Source organism: Ruegeria sp. S84, from assembly GCF_056583445.1.
In genome coordinates this window covers 3170514-3189230 of record NZ_CM152618.1, presented here as the reverse complement: position 1 = coordinate 3189230, position 18717 = coordinate 3170514, and the positions used below count along the sequence as shown (strand labels likewise).

Genomic DNA, 18717 nt, shown 5'->3' with positions numbered 1-18717 from the left:
ACGCGCTGTGCATTCGTTTGGATCAACTGCACAGACCCGCGAGCGCGCTGTAATATGGTTTTGATTCCTACGCATCTATGCCCAAATAGGACATCATCATTCAAACACCGGAGGATCCATGTCCCGTTATACCAAAGACCCCGAGGTCATTGCGGCCCTCTCACCTGAAGAATTTCACGTCACCCAGCGCAGCGGCACCGAACGCCCGGGCACTGGCAAGCTGTTGAACAACAAGGAACCGGGCATCTACGTGGATATCGTCTCGGGCGAGCCGTTGTTCGCCTCGACCCACAAATACAGAATCCGGCTGCGGCTGGCCCAGTTTCACCAAGCCAATCATACATGAACATGTCGAAGAGTTTCGCGACACCACTCATGGCATGATCCGGACCGAGGTCCGCTCGAAACACGGCGACAGCCACCTGGGCCACGTGTTTCCCGATGGGCCCCGCGAACATGGCGGGCTACGCTATTGCATCAATTCCGCCTCGCTGCGGTTCATTCATCGCGACGAGATGGAGGCCGAAGGGTATGGCGAATTTCTGATCCATGTGGAGGATATCTGATGACCGATGAACGCGCCGTTCTGGCCGGAGGCTGCTTTTGGGGCATGCAGGACCTGATCCGCAAACTGCCCGGCGTCTCGCGCACCCGCGTCGGATACACCGGCGGCGATGTGCCAAACGCAACTTATCGCAACCACGGCACCCATGCTGAAGGGATCGAAATCTGGTTCGACCCGACCCAGATCACCTATCGCGATCTGCTAGAGTTCTTTTTCCAGATCCACGACCCGACTACCCTGAATCGTCAGGGCAATGACCGCGGAATGAGTTATCGCTCGGCGATCTACTATGTGGACGATGCCCAGAAACAGGTGGCCGAAGATACAATTGCCGATGTCAACGCCAGCGGCATTTGGCCCGGCAATGTGGTGACCGAAGTCGAACCCGTCGGCGATTTCTGGGAAGCCGAGCCCGAGCATCAAGATTACCTAGAGCGCATCCCCAACGGATACACCTGCCATTTCCCGCGCCCGGACTGGGTGCTGCCAAAACGTTCCAGCGCCGCAGAGTAAATCAGAATGGCGGCATCCAATGATACCGCCATCGATTGTTTACTCATAGACTGGAGCGTCGCCAGAACCTTTAACAAGACGAATACCGTTCATCGCATCCGACTTGTTTCTATAACCTTCGGCTGAGTCGGCCACAGTCAGGTGGTTGGCGGCCTTTAACCTCCAACGCCAATCATTTGACGAGTCGCGGTAAAGTTCGAAGTACATACCAGTATTCTCCATTGTGGCGCAATTTTCGGTCGCGCGTGCTTTAGTTTGCTGCTTAGCGCTTGACCGATCACCCTCAATCATGAGAATCTTGGGTGTGTTTGGAGACACGATCCGTTGCTACGCAGCGGCTAGCGTCCGGGAATCCCCGGACGCTTTCATTTTATCCACAGTCAATTTGAGAGTCTAATCTAAATTTAGTAGCCGCGCCCACTGGTAGTAGTAGTTCGGTGGAAGCATACGAACTGTAGGGGCTACCCGACCGCTACCCGAGGCCGTCCACTGGCCTCGACCGTGATCAACGCTTCGACGAATACCTCTTGCGCCTCAATCTTGGCGGTGCGGATATCGCGGTCGACTGTCACGCGTATATCCTCGGCACCTGCTTGGCGCACCGCGCCCTCAGCCTCGTTGCGCAGCACCTCTTCAAGCAGCTGCAGAGCGGAATTCGAGTCCGAGAAATCCTGCGGCCCCTCTTCCAGATGTACCCGATAGCGGCCTTCGGCCGGGGACGTAACTGAACCGGCACGCCGAAGGGTCAGCCGCCCGACAACCGCACCGATGGCATTTGCAACACCGGCATGCTCTGGCAGTACCATCTTGCAATGCAACCGCTCTCCGACCGCCGGGTAGTAGCTGGGGGCCGAAGCCCCAAGGCCCACCACATCCACATTCAGCGCGGTATCCAATGCCAACAACCCACGGTGTTTCGCCAACCCGCGCTGCGTCAGAACATGCCGGGCCAGATCTATTGCAGGCTGGTCAAACCCATGGCTTTCCTCGGCAAAAGCAGTCTCTAATAAGGTCAATGAGGTTTGTTCCGTCAACTGATCGACAATGAGTTGAGCCAGCGCTTCAGGCGATGCTGCCAGCTTGTCCCCTGATCCAACCCGCTTACGCGCCATCAGTTCCAGCGCCTTGAGCGCTGCCGAGCAGTCCCAATCCGCAAGCCGCCCCAGAGCATGGCTGGCATCCGAAGGGGTGACTCCCGAGACCTGTACGATCCCGCGATCCACCAAACGACCCAGTGCCCCATGCTCCATCCGGGTTTGCAACAGACTGCTGAGCGGCACAACACGATCCTCCAACCGGTCTAGCAACACTGATTCACGCGCCCCGACACCATCGGCGGGGATACCCGGCACACGACGGGCAAACCTCGTGTCATGTTCACCTACAGTCGTCGCCCGCAATTGCTCATCCAATGCCGCATGTACCACATCCGGGGCCTCAGCTGCGATCAGCGACACCGGCAGCACCCGACGCGGCCCAAGGAAGACACCGCCGCCCAAGCCTTCGGTCACCACATGCACCTGACTGTCACCGCCCAAACCATGAGTCCGCATCGCAACCGCTTCAACCATGGTCCTGAAACCGCCAACCTGCGCGCCTGCGGGGTCGATGGCAGGTTTGCCATCTCTGATCAGCGCGACGTCGGTCGTGGTCCCGCCGATATCGGACACCAGCGCGTTCTCAACATCAGTCAGCCAGCGCGCGCCAACGATAGAGGCCGCGGGGCCACTTAGGATCGTTTCAATCGGACGCTCCCGCGCCTGCTCGGCGCTCATCAAAGCGCCATCCCCACGCACAACCATCATTGGGGCGGTGATGCCCTGCGCGCGCAACTGATCCTGCGCGCGCCCGATCAAGCGGTCGATCATCCCGATCAATCGTGCATTCAGCACGGCGGTCACCGCACGCTTTGGCCCATTCAGCTTGGCCGACAGGTGATGAGAGCACGTGACCGGCACTCCCGTACGCTCGGAAATCACGCGCGCCACTTCCAGTTCATGCGCCGGATTCCTGGTCGCGAACTGTGCCGCAACCGCATAGCCGGAAATGCCTGAATGTGAGCCTAGAAAGGCCTCTAGCCCTGCAACATCCAATTCGGCGACCTGACCCCCGGCATGGTTGTGCCCCCCAGCCAGAACCAAAGCCGGATCGCCCTTCAACGCCTCTCTTAGACCGTGTTTCTCAAGGTCGCTTTCCCGAAACCCGACATAGATCAACGCCACGCGCCCGCCCTGGCCTTCGACCAACGCATTGGTGGCCAGCGTTGTCGACAACGATGCCATCCCAATCTGATCCGGAGACACATCAGCCGTCACCAGCACGGCAGAAACCGCGCGGCCCACACCAATCGCCAGATCCGCCCGCGTGGTCAGCGATTTGGCCGACGCGATCACCTCGCGCTCATCCCGGATCAGCACCGCATCCGTATAGGTTCCGCCCGTATCCACCCCCAAAGCCAACGCCATCGGGTCCTCCATCTGTTCGCCAGAACCGGGTGTAGCGTTTTCCTGCGGCGCGTCCAGCCTGTTTACGACAACCGGGATGCCGCCCAGCGCGCTGCATCAGCCACGGTCGGATCCGGATCATCGGTCAGCGCCTGTGCAACCGGCAGTAACGCCGGCACCGCTGAGTTCCCAATCGCATAAAGCACGTTCCGCACGAACCGATTCCGGCCGATCCGCTTTATCGGCGAGCCCGAGAACATCGCGCGGAATGCTGTATCATCCAGCTGCGCCAGTTCCGCCAACGGAGGCGCCTTTAGCTCCTCCCGCGCCGCATAGCGAAGGTCACTGGCCGCGACCGCAAACTTGTTCCACGGGCAGGCCGCAAGACAATCATCGCAGCCGTAGATTCGGTTGCCCAACAGCGCGCGCAACTCTTCCTCCACCGGCCCCTTATGCTCGATGGTCAGATACGAAATACAGCGCCGCGCATCCAACTGATAGGGTGCCGGAAACGCGTCGGTCGGACAGGCCGTCAAACACGCGCGGCATGAGCCACAATGGTCGACCTCAGCGCCATCCACAGGCAAATCTAAAGTTGTGAAAACAGACCCTAAAAAGGCCCAATTTCCCCAATCCTGACTGACAAGATTGGTATGCTTGCCCTGCCACCCCAGCCCAGCGGCCTGCCCCAGCGCCTTCTCTGGCACCGGAGCAGTATCGACAAACACCTTCACTTCACCCCCACCCTCGGCAATCAGCCAGCGCGCCAATCGTTTGAGGCGCTTCTTAACCAGATCGTGATAATCCTTGTTCTGCGCATAAACCGAAATGGCGCCCAAGTTGGAATGCGCCAACACCGCAGTCGGGTCATGCTCGGGCGTATAGCTCTCCGCAAGCATGATCACCGACCGCGCGTCAGGCCACAGCACAGACGGATCACCGCGCCAATGAGCCCGCTCAGCCATCCAGCCCATCTGGCCATGATATCCGGCTTGTAGAAAGGCATCCAACCGTTCGGGAACAAGGGGCACATCCCAAGGACGACAAAGCCGACAGGCGACAAACCCCTCAGACAAGGCTTGCTCCACCAACCGCTGTTTCAACTCCGATCCGCTCTTCATCTGGCCAAAAATACCTTCGGGGGTGAATTGGCCCAATGGCCAAGAGGGGGCGGACAGCCCCCTACCCCTCAATCTATCAGAAATCCAGATCCGCGTAATGTGGCGGTGGCCGGAATCCCGGAACCTGATCCGCCAGAATAGAGCGGAACGCCGGGCGGGATTTGATCTTGGCGTACCAGTCCTTCACCGCAGAGCTTCGGTTCCAATCTACGTCCGAAATGTAATCCAGCGCCGACAGATGCGCCGCCGCGGCGAAATCGGCCAATGTCATCTGATCTCCGGCCAGCCAGCGACGGTGATCCAGCAGCCAGGCCATATAATCCAGATGATACTTGATCGCGCGCGCGCCTTCCTTGACGTTCTTGCTGTCCGGATAGCCTTGCCCCGTTACTTTCTTGTTCACCCGCTCATACAGTAGCTTTGAGGTCACCTCGTGGTGAAACTTGTCATCAAACCAGCCTACCAAACGCCGCACCTCATAACGTGCTTCGGCTTTTTTAGGCATCAAGGGTGGCTCGGGTCGGGTCTCTTCGATATATTCGCAGATCGCGGCGCTCTCGGCCATGATCTGACCATCCAGTCGCAGCACAGGAACCTTACCCGCCGGGTTGCGGCGCAAAAAATCCGGGTCCTGTTCCCAGTATCGTTCTTCGACCAGCTCAACCTCGATCTTCTTTTCGGCCAGAGACAGGCGAACCTTGCGGCAATAGGGCGAGAGGGGGACGTGAAACAGACGCGCCATGAACTTCCATTCGAACCAGTAGAGTACCCTTCAAGCTTTAGCCGCTGAGGGGTCTGGGTTTCAATCCTCGAAACACGCGGCGCGTCCATCTGCGCGGATGGTGGCCGCTCCATCCAGAATTGACGCGGCACGCCTGCGGGTCCGCACCGATGGATCCGTCACCGACCGGTTGCGCGGGGATGGCAGAATCGCCGCCACACGCGCCGCTTGTGTCGGAGACATTTTTGCCGCACTCACCCCATAATACTTCTGCGCCGCGGCCTCGACGCCAAAGATCCCTTGTCCGGTTTCCGCGACGTTCAGATACACTTCGAGAATGCGGTGCTTGCTCCAGACGATTTCAACAACCGGAGTCATCGAGGTTTCAAGCGCCTTGCGGACCCAGCTGCGCCCCTGCCAGAGAAATACATTCTTGACCACCTGCTGCGTGATGGTCGATGCACCCCGGCTACCGCCATCTTCCAGCGCATCGCGGATCGCTTCGACATCAAAGCCCCAATGCAGGCAGAAGTTGGCATCCTCGGCTGCTACGACCGACCGCGCCATGATCGGGGCAATCTCTTCGATCGGCACCCACTCGCGATCAACCTTCCCAAGCCGACGCCACTCGGACCAGATCGTATGCGTGACCGGCGGGTTCACGACTGAATAGATCAGAACCAAAGACACAAAAGCCACGACCATCGCCAGAACAACACGAAGGGCCCAGCGCCGTATCCGAGCGATGGGGCCTGTTGTTTTGTTTGATCTGGACGCCTTCTTTTTCTTACCGCGCGGTTTGCGGACTGCTTTTTTTGCCATGCCTTGCTATACGCCGCGAAGGGCGTATTTGAAACGGATTATTTCGACAACATCTGTCCGTCGCGCGGTCGCACAACCGGGCGTGCAGTTCTGACTGAGGCTGCTCCGCGCGCCGCCAACTCCGGGAACAAGGCCAATACTTCTGCTTGCGTCCGACGCTCGGCCTGGGTCAGTGCATGTCCCGGGTAGTAGCTTTCACTTTTGGCGCCATTGGCGAACACGATCTCATGTCGCCGGAACAGAATGTGGATATAATCCACCTCGCCCCCTTCGACACGCGTGACTGTTGTTCCGTTCACAAGACAATGGGCAGCGATCAGAACTTCTTCATGGCCAAACAGGTAGGGTGCACGCCAATCATCGATCAGCATCCTGTGCTGCGGCGAAACAAGCAAAGGGCGCGTGAGCCCGAACATCCCTGTCTCGAACCGAATTGGGGCCAGTTTACCCTCGGCTGCTACCTTGGTCCGACCAATCCAGAGCACAGGTTTAGCGCCGCTATCCGCGGTCGTAACCAGATCTCCAAGTTTCAGGTCCTCGACCGGCCGGGGCCCATCGGGGGTATTAATCAATGTGCCGGGCGTAAAGCAGGGCGGACCGAGATCACCGTTGGCGATATCGACCGAACCAAACGAAGCCCCATCATCGCTAAAATCGGTGACTGAAGAAGAAACAAACGTGCCTTGCTGCAGAACCGATCCGTCTGTTGGGGTAAAAACCTCGCGCCCGTCAGCAAGGTAGAAGGTAACGCCGGTATATGTAACCTGCGCACCACCCGGCAACTCGATCGTCACCATATCATCGAAGTAAGACGCAGTGATGTCAGATCCGTCAACCGAGTCTCCATTCAGCCGGTTGACCAGATCATCGTCATTCTGATCGATGATATCAAAGAACTCGACGTTCAGCGTGGATCCAACAACGGTTCCGTTCGCACCCGGATTGGCCGGGTCGAGCACAAAAAACTGGTCTGTATACGTCGTGGGCACACCGATATTCCACTTCACTCACATCATTGGGATAGCAGCATGCCTGCATTTCCCGAATAAACTATGACTAAAGCTAGGCGTTATGCACGGCATTACACAAGAATTGGAAACAATATGGCCAGACAAAAGAATGCCCGGCGTGTTGGGAACGACACGCCGGGCCAAAGATTTAGATCTCTCAAGACTTATTCTGCAGGAACCGCCGCCACTTCGGTGGTCAAAGGATGACTGAGCTTGTTCAACATCTCTTTCGGGCAAACCTGCAGGAAGTTGGTCTTTTCCACATCCCAATGCTGTAAGATATCAATGGCTTTGCGGCTATTGGTTTCCGCGACATGGCGCTCGATCATTGCTTTCAGCTGATCTTCCCAATGGTCCACTGTCACCGGACAGGTGACAAGCGTCTCCATGTTCATCAGCGCTTCGGCCTTGCCTTCGGGGTCGTACAGATAAGCCATACCACCCGTCATCCCCGCACCAAAGTTGGCACCGATATCGCCGAGAATAACCGCAACACCGCCGGTCATGTATTCACATCCGTTCGAGCCGCAGCCTTCGATCACTACTCTGGCACCTGAATTTCGCACCGCGAACCGCTCACCTGCGCGGCCTGCTGCAAATAGGTGGCCATCGGTGGCACCGTATAGGACGGTGTTGCCAATGATGGTGTTATATTCCGCCTTGAGCGGGCTCACCTGCGGGGGCCGCACAACGATCATGCCGCCCGAAAGCCCCTTGCCGACATAGTCGTTGGCATCACCCGAGACCTCCAGCTTGAGACCCGGAGCGGCAAAAGCCCCCAGTGACTGGCCCGCCGAACCCTGCAGCTTCACATGCAAGTGATCGTCCTGGAACGTGTTCCGCATGCCGAAATTCTGGACGATGTGGCTTGAGACACGTGTACCCACGGTCCGATGCGTGTTCTGCACCGCGTAAGATAGTTGCATCTTCTCACCGTCTTTCAGGAAGCGCGCCGCATCGCGCACAATCTCGGCATCCAGCGTATCCGGCACTGCATTACGATCCTTGTCGCGGTTGTAGACGATATCATGTGCGCCATCGACGGTGATCAACAGCGGGTTGAGGTCCAGATCATCCAGATGCGCCGATCCGCGGCTGACCTGTGCTAGCAGATCAGCACGACCGATGATTTCGTCAATCGAACGAGCGCCGAGGCTAGCCAGCAGTTCTCGCACTTCCTGTGCGTAGAAGGTGATCAGGTTCACCACCTTGTCCGCGTTGCCAGTAAACTTGGCACGCAACGATTCGTCCTGCGTACACACGCCCACCGGACAGGTGTTCGACTGGCACTGACGCACCATAATACAGCCCATTGCGATCAGGGCGGCGGTACCGATGCCGTATTCCTCGGCGCCCATCATCGCGGCCATAACGATGTCACGACCGGTGCGCAGGCCACCATCGGTGCGCAGGGTCACACGGTCGCGCAGGTTGTTCATCGCCAGAACCTGATGGGCTTCGGTCAGGCCCATTTCCCATGGCAGGCCGGCATATTTGATGCTGGTCGCAGGTGAGGCCCCAGTGCCGCCATTGTGACCCGAAATAAGGATAATATCCGCTTTCGCCTTGGCCACACCGGCAGCAATCGTGCCAACGCCCGAGGACGCCACCAGCTTAACCGTCACTTTGCAGCGCGGGTTGATCTGTTTCAGGTCATAGATCAGCTGCGCCAAATCCTCGATCGAGTAGATGTCGTGGTGCGGCGGCGGCGATATCAGCGTCACACCCTTGGTAGAATGCCGCAGACGCGCGATCAGGTCTGTGACTTTCATACCCGGCAGCTGACCGCCCTCACCCGGTTTCGCGCCTTGGGCGACCTTGATCTCAAGCTCTTCGCACTGGTTCAGGTATTCGGCGGTCACGCCGAACCGGCCCGAGGCCACCTGTTTGATCTTGGCCGACGGGTTGTCACCGTTGGGCTCGGGCACAAAATGCGCAGGGTCTTCACCACCTTCGCCGGAATCCGACTTCGCGCCAATCCGGTTCATCGCCACGTTCAGTGTCTTGTGCGCCTCGGGGCTGAGGGCACCCAGCGACATGCCTGGAGTGACAAAGCGTTTGCGGATTGAAGTGATCGATTCGACCTCTTCGATCGGCACCGGCTTGCCCAGCGGCTTGAAATCCATCAGATCGCGCAAGTGAATCGGAGGATTGGACTGCATCTTGGCCGAATACTGTTTCCACAGCTCATATGAGGCGCGGTTACAGGCCATTTGCATCATGTGCATTGAGGTTGCTTCCCACGCGTGGGTCTCACCCGATTTACGCGCTTTGTAGAAACCTCCGATGGGCAGAACATCCAGACCGCTGTCCCACGCCTTGGCATGAATTTCTTCGACTTTGGTCTGAATGCCGGTGACACCGATGCCGGAGATACGACTGGTCATGCCCGGGAAATACTCGGCCACCATCGCGCGGCTGAGACCCACGGCTTCGAAATTCAGACCACCGCGATAGGACGAGATCACCGAAATACCCATCTTGGCCATGATCTTGAGCAGACCCTGGTCGATGGCTTCGCGATAGCGCGCAACGTTTTCGGTCAGGGTGCCGTCCAGCAGACCACGGTCAATGCGATCAGCCAGTGAGTCTTCGGCCAGATAGGCGTTCACAACAGTCGCGCCACAGCCGATCAGAACCGCAAAGTAATGAGGATCAACACATTCAGCAGACCGCACGTTCAGCGAACAAAAGGTCCGCAAACCCTGACGGGTCAAATGCGAATGCACAGCACTGGTGGCCAGGATCATCGGCATCGCCACACGACCTTGCCCTGAATTCATGTCAGACAGAACCAAGTGACCCGCGCCCGAGCGCACGGCTTCTTCTGCTTCGGCTCTAACACGTGCCAAGGCGGCGCTCAGAGCGCCTCGGCCGGGTTCAAAGCTACAATCGATCTCCGCAAGGGGTGAACCCAGTTGATTGACCAGGGTGTCCCATTGTGCATTGCCTACAAAGGGGCTTTCCAGAACGATGATCTCGGTCTGGCTGCTGTCTTCGTCCAGCACGTTCTTAAGGTTGCCGAACCGCGTCTTCAGCGACATCACACGGTATTCACGCAAACTGTCGATCGGAGGGTTCGTCACCTGGCTGAAGTTCTGCCGGAAAAAGTGGCTAAGCGGGCGGTATTGCTTGGACAGAACAGCCGAGGGCGTATCATCCCCCATCGAAGCCAGCGCCTCTTTGCCGTCCTCTGCCATCGGGGCAAGAATCTGTTCTAGGTCTTCTACAGAATACCCGGCCGCGATCTGACGCTTGCGCAGTTCTTCTCCAGTGAATTTCGGGTGTTCCGTAACGCCCGCAAGTGACTCGTCCAGATCGTTGATCTTGCCGACCCAGTCGCCAAACGGCAGTGCTCGGGCCAGTTTGTCCTTGATCTGCTTGTCGCGGAACAGCTTGCCCTTTTTCATATCGACAGCCAGCATCTGGCCCGGTCCCAGCGCGCCTTTTTCGGTCACTGTGGCCTCATCAATCGGCACCATACCCGCCTCGGACCCCGCGATGACCAGACCATCGCCGGTTACCACATAGCGCATCGGGCGCAGACCGTTCCGATCCAAACCGGCACATACCCAGCGGCCATCCGTCATTGCCAGCGCAGCAGGGCCATCCCAAGGTTCCATCACTGAATTGCAGTAGGAATACATGTCGCGCCAGCTTTGCGGCAGCTCGATAGCTTGCTTGGACCAGCTTTCCGGAACCAGCATGGTTTTCGCCATCGGCGCCGAGCGCCCAGCACGCACCAAGACCTCGAATACCGAGTCTAATGCGGCAGAATCCGACGATCCGCCCGCTATGATCGGTTTGATATCCTCGGCATAGACGCCAAAGCTGTCCGAGGTCATGCGGATCTCGTGGCTTTTCATCCAGTTGATGTTGCCTTTCAGCGTGTTGATCTCACCGTTGTGGGCCAACATACGGAAGGGCTGAGCCAGCCACCATTGCGGGAACGTGTTGGTCGAATAGCGCTGGTGGTAAATGGCAAAAGCAGACTCGAACCGCTCATCCATCAGGTCGGGGTAGAAAACAGCGACCTGCTCGGCCAGCATCATGCCTTTGTAGATGATCGACCGGCAAGACAGCGATGCCAGATACAGCCCCGAGATTCCTGCGGCCAGCGCCGCTTTTTCAATACGGCGACGAATGACATAGAGCTCACGCTCGAATGTCTCTTCATCCACGCCTTTGGAGTTCGAGATCAGAATTTGCTCGATCTCGGGCCGGGTCGCGTTGGCCTTTTCGCCCAGACAGGTCACATCAACCGGCACATGTCGCCAGCCATAAATATAGTAACCCATGCGCAGAACTTCGGTTTCCACTATGGTCCGGCACTGTTCCTGCGCGCCAAAATCCGTGCGGGGCAGGAAAACCTGACCGACAGCAACCAGTTCATCCAAGTTTGGTTCATGACCCGTGCGACGAATCTGATCATAGAAGAATGGAACCGGGATCTGCACATGGATACCTGCGCCATCCCCGGTTTTACCGTCCGCATCCACCGCGCCGCGATGCCAGATTGCCTTTAGCGCATCGATCCCGGCATCCACCACCTTGCGTGACGGCTTACCATCGACGGACACAACAAGGCCCACACCGCACGAGGAATGTTCTTCTTCCTCTGAATAGAGACCGTTTTCTGCCATCCATTTGCGCTTGGCTTCTTCGGCCCGCACCCAATCGGCATCATATTTGGTCATTGGCTGTCTCCTTCTTCCCAAGGGGGCACACAGGCTTTTGTTCATCTGTCGGCGTTCGCTTTCGAACGCATACCCGCTGGGATTTTTCGAATTGCTTTTGCGTTTTGTTTCACTCGGCTGCGATGGCGGATTTGGCGTTAAAACGCTCAATTATGGCATCTGCGCAATCGCGCCCGTCACGGATCGCCCAGACCACCAGCGAAGCACCGCGCACGATGTCGCCGATGGCATAAACGCCCTCCATCTCGGTTGCACCGGTCTGGAACGCAGCTTTGATTGTACCCCAGCGGGTCACAGGCAGATCAGGTTGGCCGAATAAGGTGGGCAGGTCTTCGGGTTCGAAGCCAAGCGCCTTGATCACCAGATCGGCCTCTTCGACATAGTCTGCGCCCTCAATCACTTCGGGAGCCTGACGGCCCGAGGCATCGGGCTGGCCCAGACGCATCTTCTGCACCATGACACCGTTTACTTGCTCATTGCCGGTAAAGCCTTTGGGTGCGCTAAGCCATTCGAAGATCACGCCTTCTTCCTCGGCATTCTGGGTCTCACGCTGCGAGCCCGGCATATTGGCGCGGTCCCGACGATAGAGGCATTTGACCGACGTCGCACCCTGACGAATCGACGTGCGCACGCAATCCATTGCGGTATCGCCCCCGCCGATGACGACCACTTTCTTACCTTCCGCGTTCAGGCGGCCATTGTCGAAGTCATCAACCGCATCGCCAAAACTTTTGCGATTCGAGGCTGTCAGAAAATCGATCGCCTTTTCAATCCCACCCAGACCGCTGCCGGGCATGGACAGATCACGGGATTTGTAGACGCCCGTTGCAATAATCACCGCATCATGTTTCGCGTGGATTTCCGCGAATTTCGCGGCGTCCACATCGCAGTTCAGCTCAAATGCAACACCACCATCTGCCAGCAGGTCATTTCGGCGTTGGACGATATCCTTTTCCAGCTTGAAACCGGGAATGCCGTACATCAGCAGCCCCCCCGCACGGTCATATCGATCATAGACCGTGACCTGAATACCCGCCCGGCGCAGCATATCCGCCGCTGCCAATCCTCCGGGACCACCGCCAATGATACCCACGCTTTCGTCGCGCTCGGCACGAGGCTGAACGGGTTTGACCCAGCCTTTGTCCCAGGCTGTATCGGTGATGTATTTCTCGATCGAGCCGATGGTGACCGTACCGTGGCCCGATTGCTCGATCACGCAATTGCCTTCGCACAGACGGTCCTGTGGGCAGATGCGGCCGCAGATTTCAGGGAAAGTGTTGGTAGCCTGGCTTGTTTGATACGCCTCTTCCAACCGCCCGGTTGCCGTCAGGTTCAGCCAATCAGGGATATTGTTGTGCAGCGGACAATGGGACTGGCAATAGGGCACTCCGCACTGGCTGCATCGGCTGGCCTGTTCGGCCGCCTTCTCCGCGGCGTACTCGGCATAGATTTCATCGAAGTCCTCTTTGCGGTCACTGGCGGCACGCTTTTCAGGCATGACACGATCGATCTGCACAAATTTCAGCATCGGTTGCTTGGCCACGGGTCAGACTCCATGAATTGGCTTGGTCAGGGTTCTTTAAGTGATGTCACTCTGGATGAAAAGTCAACAATACTGACCTATATTGAGAAAACTGCATCGCTCGATGTTTTTTCAGAGAAATTTGTCGTGTTTTTAGTTCCGATTCGGACCTATCTGAGCACTTCACTTTCCCGTTGCCCGCTTATACCCATTGTTCTCAACAAAACGAGCACGGTACCGGCAGAGCAGATGAGCCTTTTTCACTTGATTCTTGTGGCGATCATTCAGGGCGTCACCGAATTCTTGCCTGTATCTTCATCCGGGCACCTGATCCTGTTGCCCCGCCTGACTGGCGCGGTTGATCAAGGCCTGGCAATCGATGTCGCCGTCCATGTAGGAACACTTGGCGCGGTTATTCTTTATTTCTGGTCAGATGTGAAACAAGCCCTAGCCGGGATACCACAAATTATCCGAGGACGAATTGAGACGCCTCAGGCGCGGTTGGCACTGGGCTTGGTCATCGCCACGATTCCGACAGTCATTGCGGGCGGGATCGTGTACCTGACGGGGCTTGAGCAGGCTCTGCGTTCAGTCGCCGTCATCGGATGGGCGATGCTTGGCTTCGGGTTAGTGCTGTATTGGATGGATCAAAAGGGGGTACAAACCAAACGTAGTTCGGACTGGGGCTTAAAGGACGCAATGATCATGGGGCTGTGGCAGATGTTGGCCTTAATCCCGGGGACTTCACGCTCGGGGATTACGATCACAGGCGCTCGTCAGCTTGGCTATACACGCGAAGATGGTGCGCGGATTGCCATGCTGATGTCGATACCAACGATCATCGCTTCGGGCGTCCTGCTTTCGATCGATGTCGTCCGTGAGGCAGATACACAGCTGGCCAAGGACGGAGCGATTGCCGCAGCCTTCGCCTTTGTTTCGGCTCTGCTCGCGCTTAACCTGATGATGCGGCTTCTGCGCAGCGTCAGTTTCACACCCTATGTGATCTACCGGGTCATCCTCGGAGCAATCCTGCTGGTGATTGCCTATAGCTGATCAGATGCGCAGGTTCTTGGCCGAGTTCTGAATATCGTCATACTGACCCGCGGGGCGGAATTTCCACAGATATTCTGGCAGAACCGACTCCAACGTTGCGGGCTCGATCCCGAGGTTCGAAAAACCTTTAGCGTCATCCGCCACCACATTATCGCGCCGCAGATTCTTAAGTTGGTCACGAGTCAGGATATTGTTCGGAAACAACTGAAAACTGACGAACTTCGCGATATCCAACACACCCGCCATGATTTTCGCCGCCCAGAAAGGCATCCCGATGATGATCCGGCGGCGATGAATTACGTCGAGCATCTGCTGCATCAAGGCGCGGAAACTCTTTACCTCTGGCCCGCCCAGTTCATAAACACCGGCAGACGCTTTGCCCAGAACGCCTTGAACTGCCGCTTGCGCAACATCATCGACATAGACAGGTTGAAATTTCGTTTCCGCCCCAACAAGCGGCAGGAACGGGCTCATCCGTGTCATTCCTGCGAAGCGGTTGAAAAACTGGTCTTCGGTGCCGAAAATGACTGATGGGCGCAGAATGACGGCACCCGGCATGTGTTGCAAAACGCCCGCCTCGCCCTGCGCTTTGGTGCGCGCATATTCGCTGTCGGATTCGGGATCCGCACCAATGGCCGAGATATGGACCATGCGGTCAATACCCTGAGCGGCCGCCAGCCGGGCGATCCGTTCGGCACCTTCGGCCTGCACTGCGTCGAACGCATTCTTGCCCAGCTCATTCAATACGCCGACGCAATTCACCACGGCGTCCACACCATGCATCGCTGCAGCGACCGAGGCGTCATCACGGATATTGCACAAGATAGGCTCGACCTGACCAACCGCGCCATAGGGTCTGACGAACATCGCTTCATTGGGCCGCCGCACAGCGACGCGGACACGCCAGCCTTCGGCAGCCATACGCCGCGCGATATATCGGCCGACAAAGCCCGATCCACCGTAAATCGTGACGAGTTTCGACATGATGGCGCTCCTGCTGTCTTGGTCTGATTTGATCTAGCGCCCACGAGCCCGTCGAACAAGGCGCAATAACGCCGCGCTTCTCTGAAAATCCGTCGCGTGAACCAGAAGTTGGGGCACGCATCAAAAAACTTTCAAAAACCCCCCGAATCTGGTTGACGCCCCCTGCCAGTCAGCTTAAACGCCCCTCCACGACACCTGCCCAGGTGGCGGAATTGGTAGACGCGCTAGCTTCAGGTGCTAGTGTCCGTATGGACGTGGAGGTTCGAGTCCTCTCCTGGGCACCAAAATTCCCATAAAATTTGAACCCCTGGCACTTTCGGTCACTTGACCGATGTACAATCAGACTGGTTTGGCCTGTCTGAGTCAATTTCTTTATTTGACCCCGAGAATCGACCCGTAGCTACCGGAATTAACAATCTCTGTTGCACTACCTTTTGCCAGTCTAAGAAGGACCTGGTGCAAGGCTATGGCAATTTCCTGCAAATCAAACTCATCTTTTTTGAAGATACCTTCCCGTCACGCTTGTTAGTTACAAAGTCAACTATTACCACACCGATTAAATTCGATCGTATCTGTCCGGAAGGAACGTGCAAAATGAATGAGCTGACCAAGAATGAACGCATGACAGTTGCCCCATCCTTGAAAGGGCCGCACGAAGGGTACATGCCGGGCTTTGGCAACGATTACGAAACCGAAGCGCTTCCTGATGCTCTGCCCCAGGGTATGAACAGCCCGCAGAAATGCAACTACGGCCTCTATGGTGAGCAGCTTTCAGGCACAGCGTTCACGGCACCTTCGCACCAGAACGAGCGCACCTGGTGCTATCGTATCCGCCCGTCAGTAAAGCATTCACATCGCTATGAAAAAGTCGATGTTCCCTATTGGAAATCAGCGCCCAATGTCGATCCTGACGTTGTCAGCTTGGGACAGTACCGCTGGGATCCGGTGCCCCATACCGGTGAACAGACAACCTGGGTCACGGGCATGCACACCATGACCACTGCCGGGGATGTGAACACTCAGGTCGGGATGGCCAGCCATATCTATATGGTGAACACTTCGATGCAGGATGATTACTTCTTCTCGGCTGACTCCGAGCTGCTGGTGGTGCCGCAAGAGGGCGTTCTGCGATTCTACACCGAATTGGGGATCATCGACCTCGAACCCAAGGAAATTGCCATTCTCCCCCGCGGTCTTGTCTACCGGGTCGAAGTTGTGGAAGGCCCTGCGCGCGGGTTCGTGTGCGAAAACTACGGCCAGAAATTCGAACTGCCGGGCCGCGGTCCGATCGGTGCCAACTGCATGGCCAATCCGCGTGATTTCAAAGCCCCGGTCGCGGCGTTTGAGGACCGCGAAGTGCCCTCAACCGTGACCGTCAAATGGTGCGGCCAGTTTCACCAGACTAAAATCGGTCACAGCCCGCTGGACGTGGTGGCGTGGCATGGCAACTATGCACCCGTTAAATACGACCTGCGTACCTATTGCCCGGTCGGAGCCATCCTGTTCGATCATCCGGATCCGTCGATCTTCACCGTTCTGACCGCACCTTCAGGCCAGCCCGGCACCGCAAATATCGACTTTGTTCTGTTCCGCGAGCGCTGGATGGTCATGGAAGATACCTTCCGTCCGCCCTGGTACCACAAGAACATCATGTCCGAACTGATGGGCAATATTTACGGCCAATATGATGCGAAACCGCAGGGCTTTATTCCCGGCGGTATGAGCCTGCACAACATGATGCTGCCCCACGGCCCGGATCGCGAAGCCTTTGAAAAAGCATCGAATTCAAACCTGGGGCCAGACAAACTGGAGAACACCATGTCCTTCATGTTCGAAACCCGCTTTCCGCAACATCTCACAGCGTTCGCCGCCAATGAGGCACCACTGCAGGACGATTACATCGACTGTTGGAGCGACATCGAAAAGAAATTCGACGGCACACCCGGCAAGAAGTGACGAGGGTATAATTCCTTCGTCTCCCAAAGGGCAGAGATTTAGAACGCTTGATCTGTAACGCATTTAATCGGGTACGTTCAGAAAAGCTTGGCGACCCCGGCAGGATTCGAACCTGCAACCTGCCCCTTAGGAGGGGGCTGCTCTATCCAGTTGAGCCACGGGGCCGCGCGTCGTTTTCTCTAGCGGGGTTTTTTCAGATTGTCATGAGCTTTGCACAACAGTTGAACAATTCGCCCTGTTCACGCTACCATCGGCCAAACAAACAATGCAGGTATCTCGGTGACAACAGAAACAAAACGCCCGCTTACCCTTCGTGATGTCTCGGAAGCGTCCGGAGTATCCGAAATGACCGTTAGCCGGGTGCTACGTAATCGCGGGGATGTGTCGGATGCCACCCGTACCCGTGTTTTGGCCGCCGCAAAAGAGTTGGGATATGTGCCCAACAAGATCGCGGGAGCATTGGCGTCAAGTCGGGTGAATCTGGTCGCTGTGATCATCCCGTCATTGTCAAATATGGTCTTCCCCGAAGTTCTAACCGGTATCAATCAGGTGCTGGAAGATACTGAACTGCAGCCGGTGGTTGGCGTCACGGACTATCTGCCAGAAAAAGAAGAAAAAGTGCTGTACGAGATGCTCTCGTGGCGGCCCTCAGGCGTGATCATTGCCGGACTGGAGCATACCGAAGCCGCGCGCGCTATGCTGGATTCAGCTGGCATACCGGTGGTCGAGATCATGGATACTGATGGCAAACCGGTGGATGCGATGGTGGGAATCTCTCACCGCCGCGCCGGGCGCGAAATGGCGCAGGCAATCCTGAAGGCGGGCTATGAGCATATCGGGTTTATGGGCACCAAGATGCCGTTAGACCACCGTGCCCGTAAACGGTTCGAAGGCTTCACCGAAGTATTGGGCAAGCACGGGATCGAGATTGAGGACCGTGAATTTTATTCGGGTGGCTCAGCGCTGGCCAAGGGGCGCGAGATGACACAAGCGATGCTGGAACGCTCGCCCGAGTTGGATTTTCTGTATTATTCCAACGATATGATCGGCGCGGGTGGGCTGCTGTATTTGCTGGACCAAGGGATCGATGTGCCCGGTCAGATCGGTTTGGCCGGATTCAACAATGTGGAGCTGCTGCAGGGACTACCACGCAAGCTGGCCACCATGGATGCCTGCCGGACCGAGATTGGGCGCACCGCGGCCGAGATCATTGCGGCGAAGTTGGCCGATCCGGATTCCGAGGTTGAAACCCGTGTTACCCTGACCCCCAAAATCAGCTATGGCGACACGCTGAAACGGCGATAACTCC

General features: G+C 57.1%; 13 protein-coding genes, 2 tRNA genes and 1 pseudogene. 6 read left to right on the top strand and 10 right to left on the bottom strand.

The genetic code is table 11. The features are described 5' to 3' along the window. Positions 1-118: 118 nt before the first annotated feature. Both msrB and msrA read left to right on the top strand, forming a co-directional pair. A pseudogene (gene msrB, locus AC1DFB_RS15930) lies at positions 119-566 on the top strand (peptide-methionine (R)-S-oxide reductase MsrB). Next, the gene (msrA, locus tag AC1DFB_RS15925; protein ID WP_170408742.1) at positions 566-1078 is read left to right on the top strand and encodes a peptide-methionine (S)-S-oxide reductase MsrA; all 513 of its coding nucleotides are present in this window, start codon (positions 566-568) and stop codon (positions 1076-1078) included. The pseudogene msrB and the gene msrA overlap by 1 nt, the downstream one beginning before the upstream one ends. 39 nt (positions 1079-1117) lie before the next feature. On the opposite strand, the gene AC1DFB_RS15920 is transcribed toward msrA, so the two are convergent. The 8 genes from AC1DFB_RS15920 to AC1DFB_RS15885 form a co-directional block, all read right to left on the bottom strand. Further along, the gene (locus tag AC1DFB_RS15920) at positions 1118-1285 is read right to left on the bottom strand and encodes a YegP family protein (RefSeq protein ID WP_480921649.1); all 168 of its coding nucleotides are present in this window, start codon (positions 1283-1285) and stop codon (positions 1118-1120) included. Between the two features lie 254 nt (positions 1286-1539). Beyond that, positions 1540-3543, bottom strand: a complete 2004-nt coding sequence (locus AC1DFB_RS15915) for a hydantoinase/oxoprolinase family protein (RefSeq protein WP_480921648.1) — start codon at positions 3541-3543, stop codon at positions 1540-1542. A gap of 62 nt (positions 3544-3605) precedes the next feature. Further along, positions 3606-4643: a tRNA epoxyqueuosine(34) reductase QueG gene (gene queG, locus AC1DFB_RS15910; RefSeq protein ID WP_480921647.1), complete on the bottom strand. Its 1038-nt coding sequence runs from the start codon at positions 4641-4643 to the stop codon at positions 3606-3608. Positions 4644-4719: 76 nt separating this feature from the next. Then, positions 4720-5385 carry an FtsZ-binding protein FzlA gene (gene fzlA / locus AC1DFB_RS15905; protein ID WP_170399162.1) on the bottom strand — a complete coding sequence of 222 codons (666 nt, stop codon included), beginning with the start codon at positions 5383-5385 and terminating at the stop codon, positions 4720-4722. Between the two features lie 60 nt (positions 5386-5445). Then, the gene (mtgA, locus tag AC1DFB_RS15900; RefSeq protein WP_170648953.1) at positions 5446-6186 is read right to left on the bottom strand and encodes a monofunctional biosynthetic peptidoglycan transglycosylase; all 741 of its coding nucleotides are present in this window, start codon (positions 6184-6186) and stop codon (positions 5446-5448) included. 38 nt (positions 6187-6224) lie between these two features. Next, on the bottom strand, positions 6225-7175 hold the full coding sequence (locus tag AC1DFB_RS15895; RefSeq protein WP_170515298.1) for a Hint domain-containing protein: 951 nt from the start codon (positions 7173-7175) through the stop codon (positions 6225-6227). Positions 7176-7360: 185 nt separating this feature from the next. Beyond that, positions 7361-11893 (bottom strand): glutamate synthase large subunit, encoded by a 4533-nt coding sequence (gene gltB, locus AC1DFB_RS15890; RefSeq protein WP_170515240.1) that lies wholly within the window; start codon positions 11891-11893, stop codon positions 7361-7363. Between the two features lie 109 nt (positions 11894-12002). Continuing rightward, positions 12003-13436, bottom strand: coding sequence for an NAD(P)-dependent oxidoreductase (locus tag AC1DFB_RS15885; protein WP_170408747.1), 1434 nt, complete (start codon positions 13434-13436; stop codon positions 12003-12005). Between the two features lie 228 nt (positions 13437-13664). Here AC1DFB_RS15885 and AC1DFB_RS15880 point away from each other — a divergent pair, with 228 nt between their 5' ends. After that, positions 13665-14468, top strand: a complete 804-nt coding sequence (locus AC1DFB_RS15880; RefSeq protein ID WP_170408748.1) for an undecaprenyl-diphosphate phosphatase — start codon at positions 13665-13667, stop codon at positions 14466-14468. Here AC1DFB_RS15880 and AC1DFB_RS15875 read toward each other — a convergent pair whose 3' ends face one another. After that, a complete protein-coding gene (locus AC1DFB_RS15875) occupies positions 14469-15452 on the bottom strand; it encodes a complex I NDUFA9 subunit family protein (RefSeq protein ID WP_480921646.1) in 984 nt (327 codons plus the stop codon). A 197-nt stretch (positions 15453-15649) separates the two neighbouring features. On the opposite strand from AC1DFB_RS15875, the gene AC1DFB_RS15870 reads away from it, so the two are divergent. Further along, positions 15650-15736, top strand: a tRNA-Leu gene (locus AC1DFB_RS15870). 310 nt (positions 15737-16046) lie between these two features. Continuing rightward, positions 16047-17408, top strand: coding sequence for a homogentisate 1,2-dioxygenase (hmgA, locus tag AC1DFB_RS15865; protein ID WP_170613482.1), 1362 nt, complete (start codon positions 16047-16049; stop codon positions 17406-17408). A gap of 88 nt (positions 17409-17496) precedes the next feature. Here the strand turns inward: hmgA and AC1DFB_RS15860 are convergent. Further along, positions 17497-17573 (bottom strand) — tRNA-Arg (locus tag AC1DFB_RS15860). 114 nt (positions 17574-17687) lie between these two features. On the opposite strand from AC1DFB_RS15860, the gene AC1DFB_RS15855 reads away from it, so the two are divergent. Next, positions 17688-18713: a LacI family DNA-binding transcriptional regulator gene (locus tag AC1DFB_RS15855; protein ID WP_170399205.1), complete on the top strand. Its 1026-nt coding sequence runs from the start codon at positions 17688-17690 to the stop codon at positions 18711-18713. The last annotated feature ends 4 nt before the right edge of the window (positions 18714-18717 follow it).

Excerpts from the sequence above, each read along its gene's own strand:
- fzlA (WP_170399162.1), bottom strand. The coding sequence starts at position 5,385 with ATGGCGCGTCTGTTTCACGTCCCCCTCTCGCCCTATTGCCGCAAGGTT.
- AC1DFB_RS15875 (WP_480921646.1), bottom strand. The coding sequence starts at position 15,452 with ATGTCGAAACTCGTCACGATTTACGGTGGATCGGGCTTTGTCGGCCGA.
- hmgA (WP_170613482.1), top strand. The coding sequence starts at position 16,047 with ATGAATGAGCTGACCAAGAATGAACGCATGACAGTTGCCCCATCCTTG.
- gltB (WP_170515240.1), bottom strand. The coding sequence starts at position 11,893 with ATGACCAAATATGATGCCGATTGGGTGCGGGCCGAAGAAGCCAAGCGC.
- queG (WP_480921647.1), bottom strand. The coding sequence starts at position 4,643 with ATGAAGAGCGGATCGGAGTTGAAACAGCGGTTGGTGGAGCAAGCCTTG.
- AC1DFB_RS15880 (WP_170408748.1), top strand. The coding sequence starts at position 13,665 with ATGAGCCTTTTTCACTTGATTCTTGTGGCGATCATTCAGGGCGTCACC.
- msrA (WP_170408742.1), top strand. The coding sequence starts at position 566 with ATGACCGATGAACGCGCCGTTCTGGCCGGAGGCTGCTTTTGGGGCATG.
- AC1DFB_RS15920 (WP_480921649.1), bottom strand. The coding sequence starts at position 1,285 with ATGTACTTCGAACTTTACCGCGACTCGTCAAATGATTGGCGTTGGAGG.
- AC1DFB_RS15915 (WP_480921648.1), bottom strand. The coding sequence starts at position 3,543 with ATGGCGTTGGCTTTGGGGGTGGATACGGGCGGAACCTATACGGATGCG.
- mtgA (WP_170648953.1), bottom strand. The coding sequence starts at position 6,186 with ATGGCAAAAAAAGCAGTCCGCAAACCGCGCGGTAAGAAAAAGAAGGCG.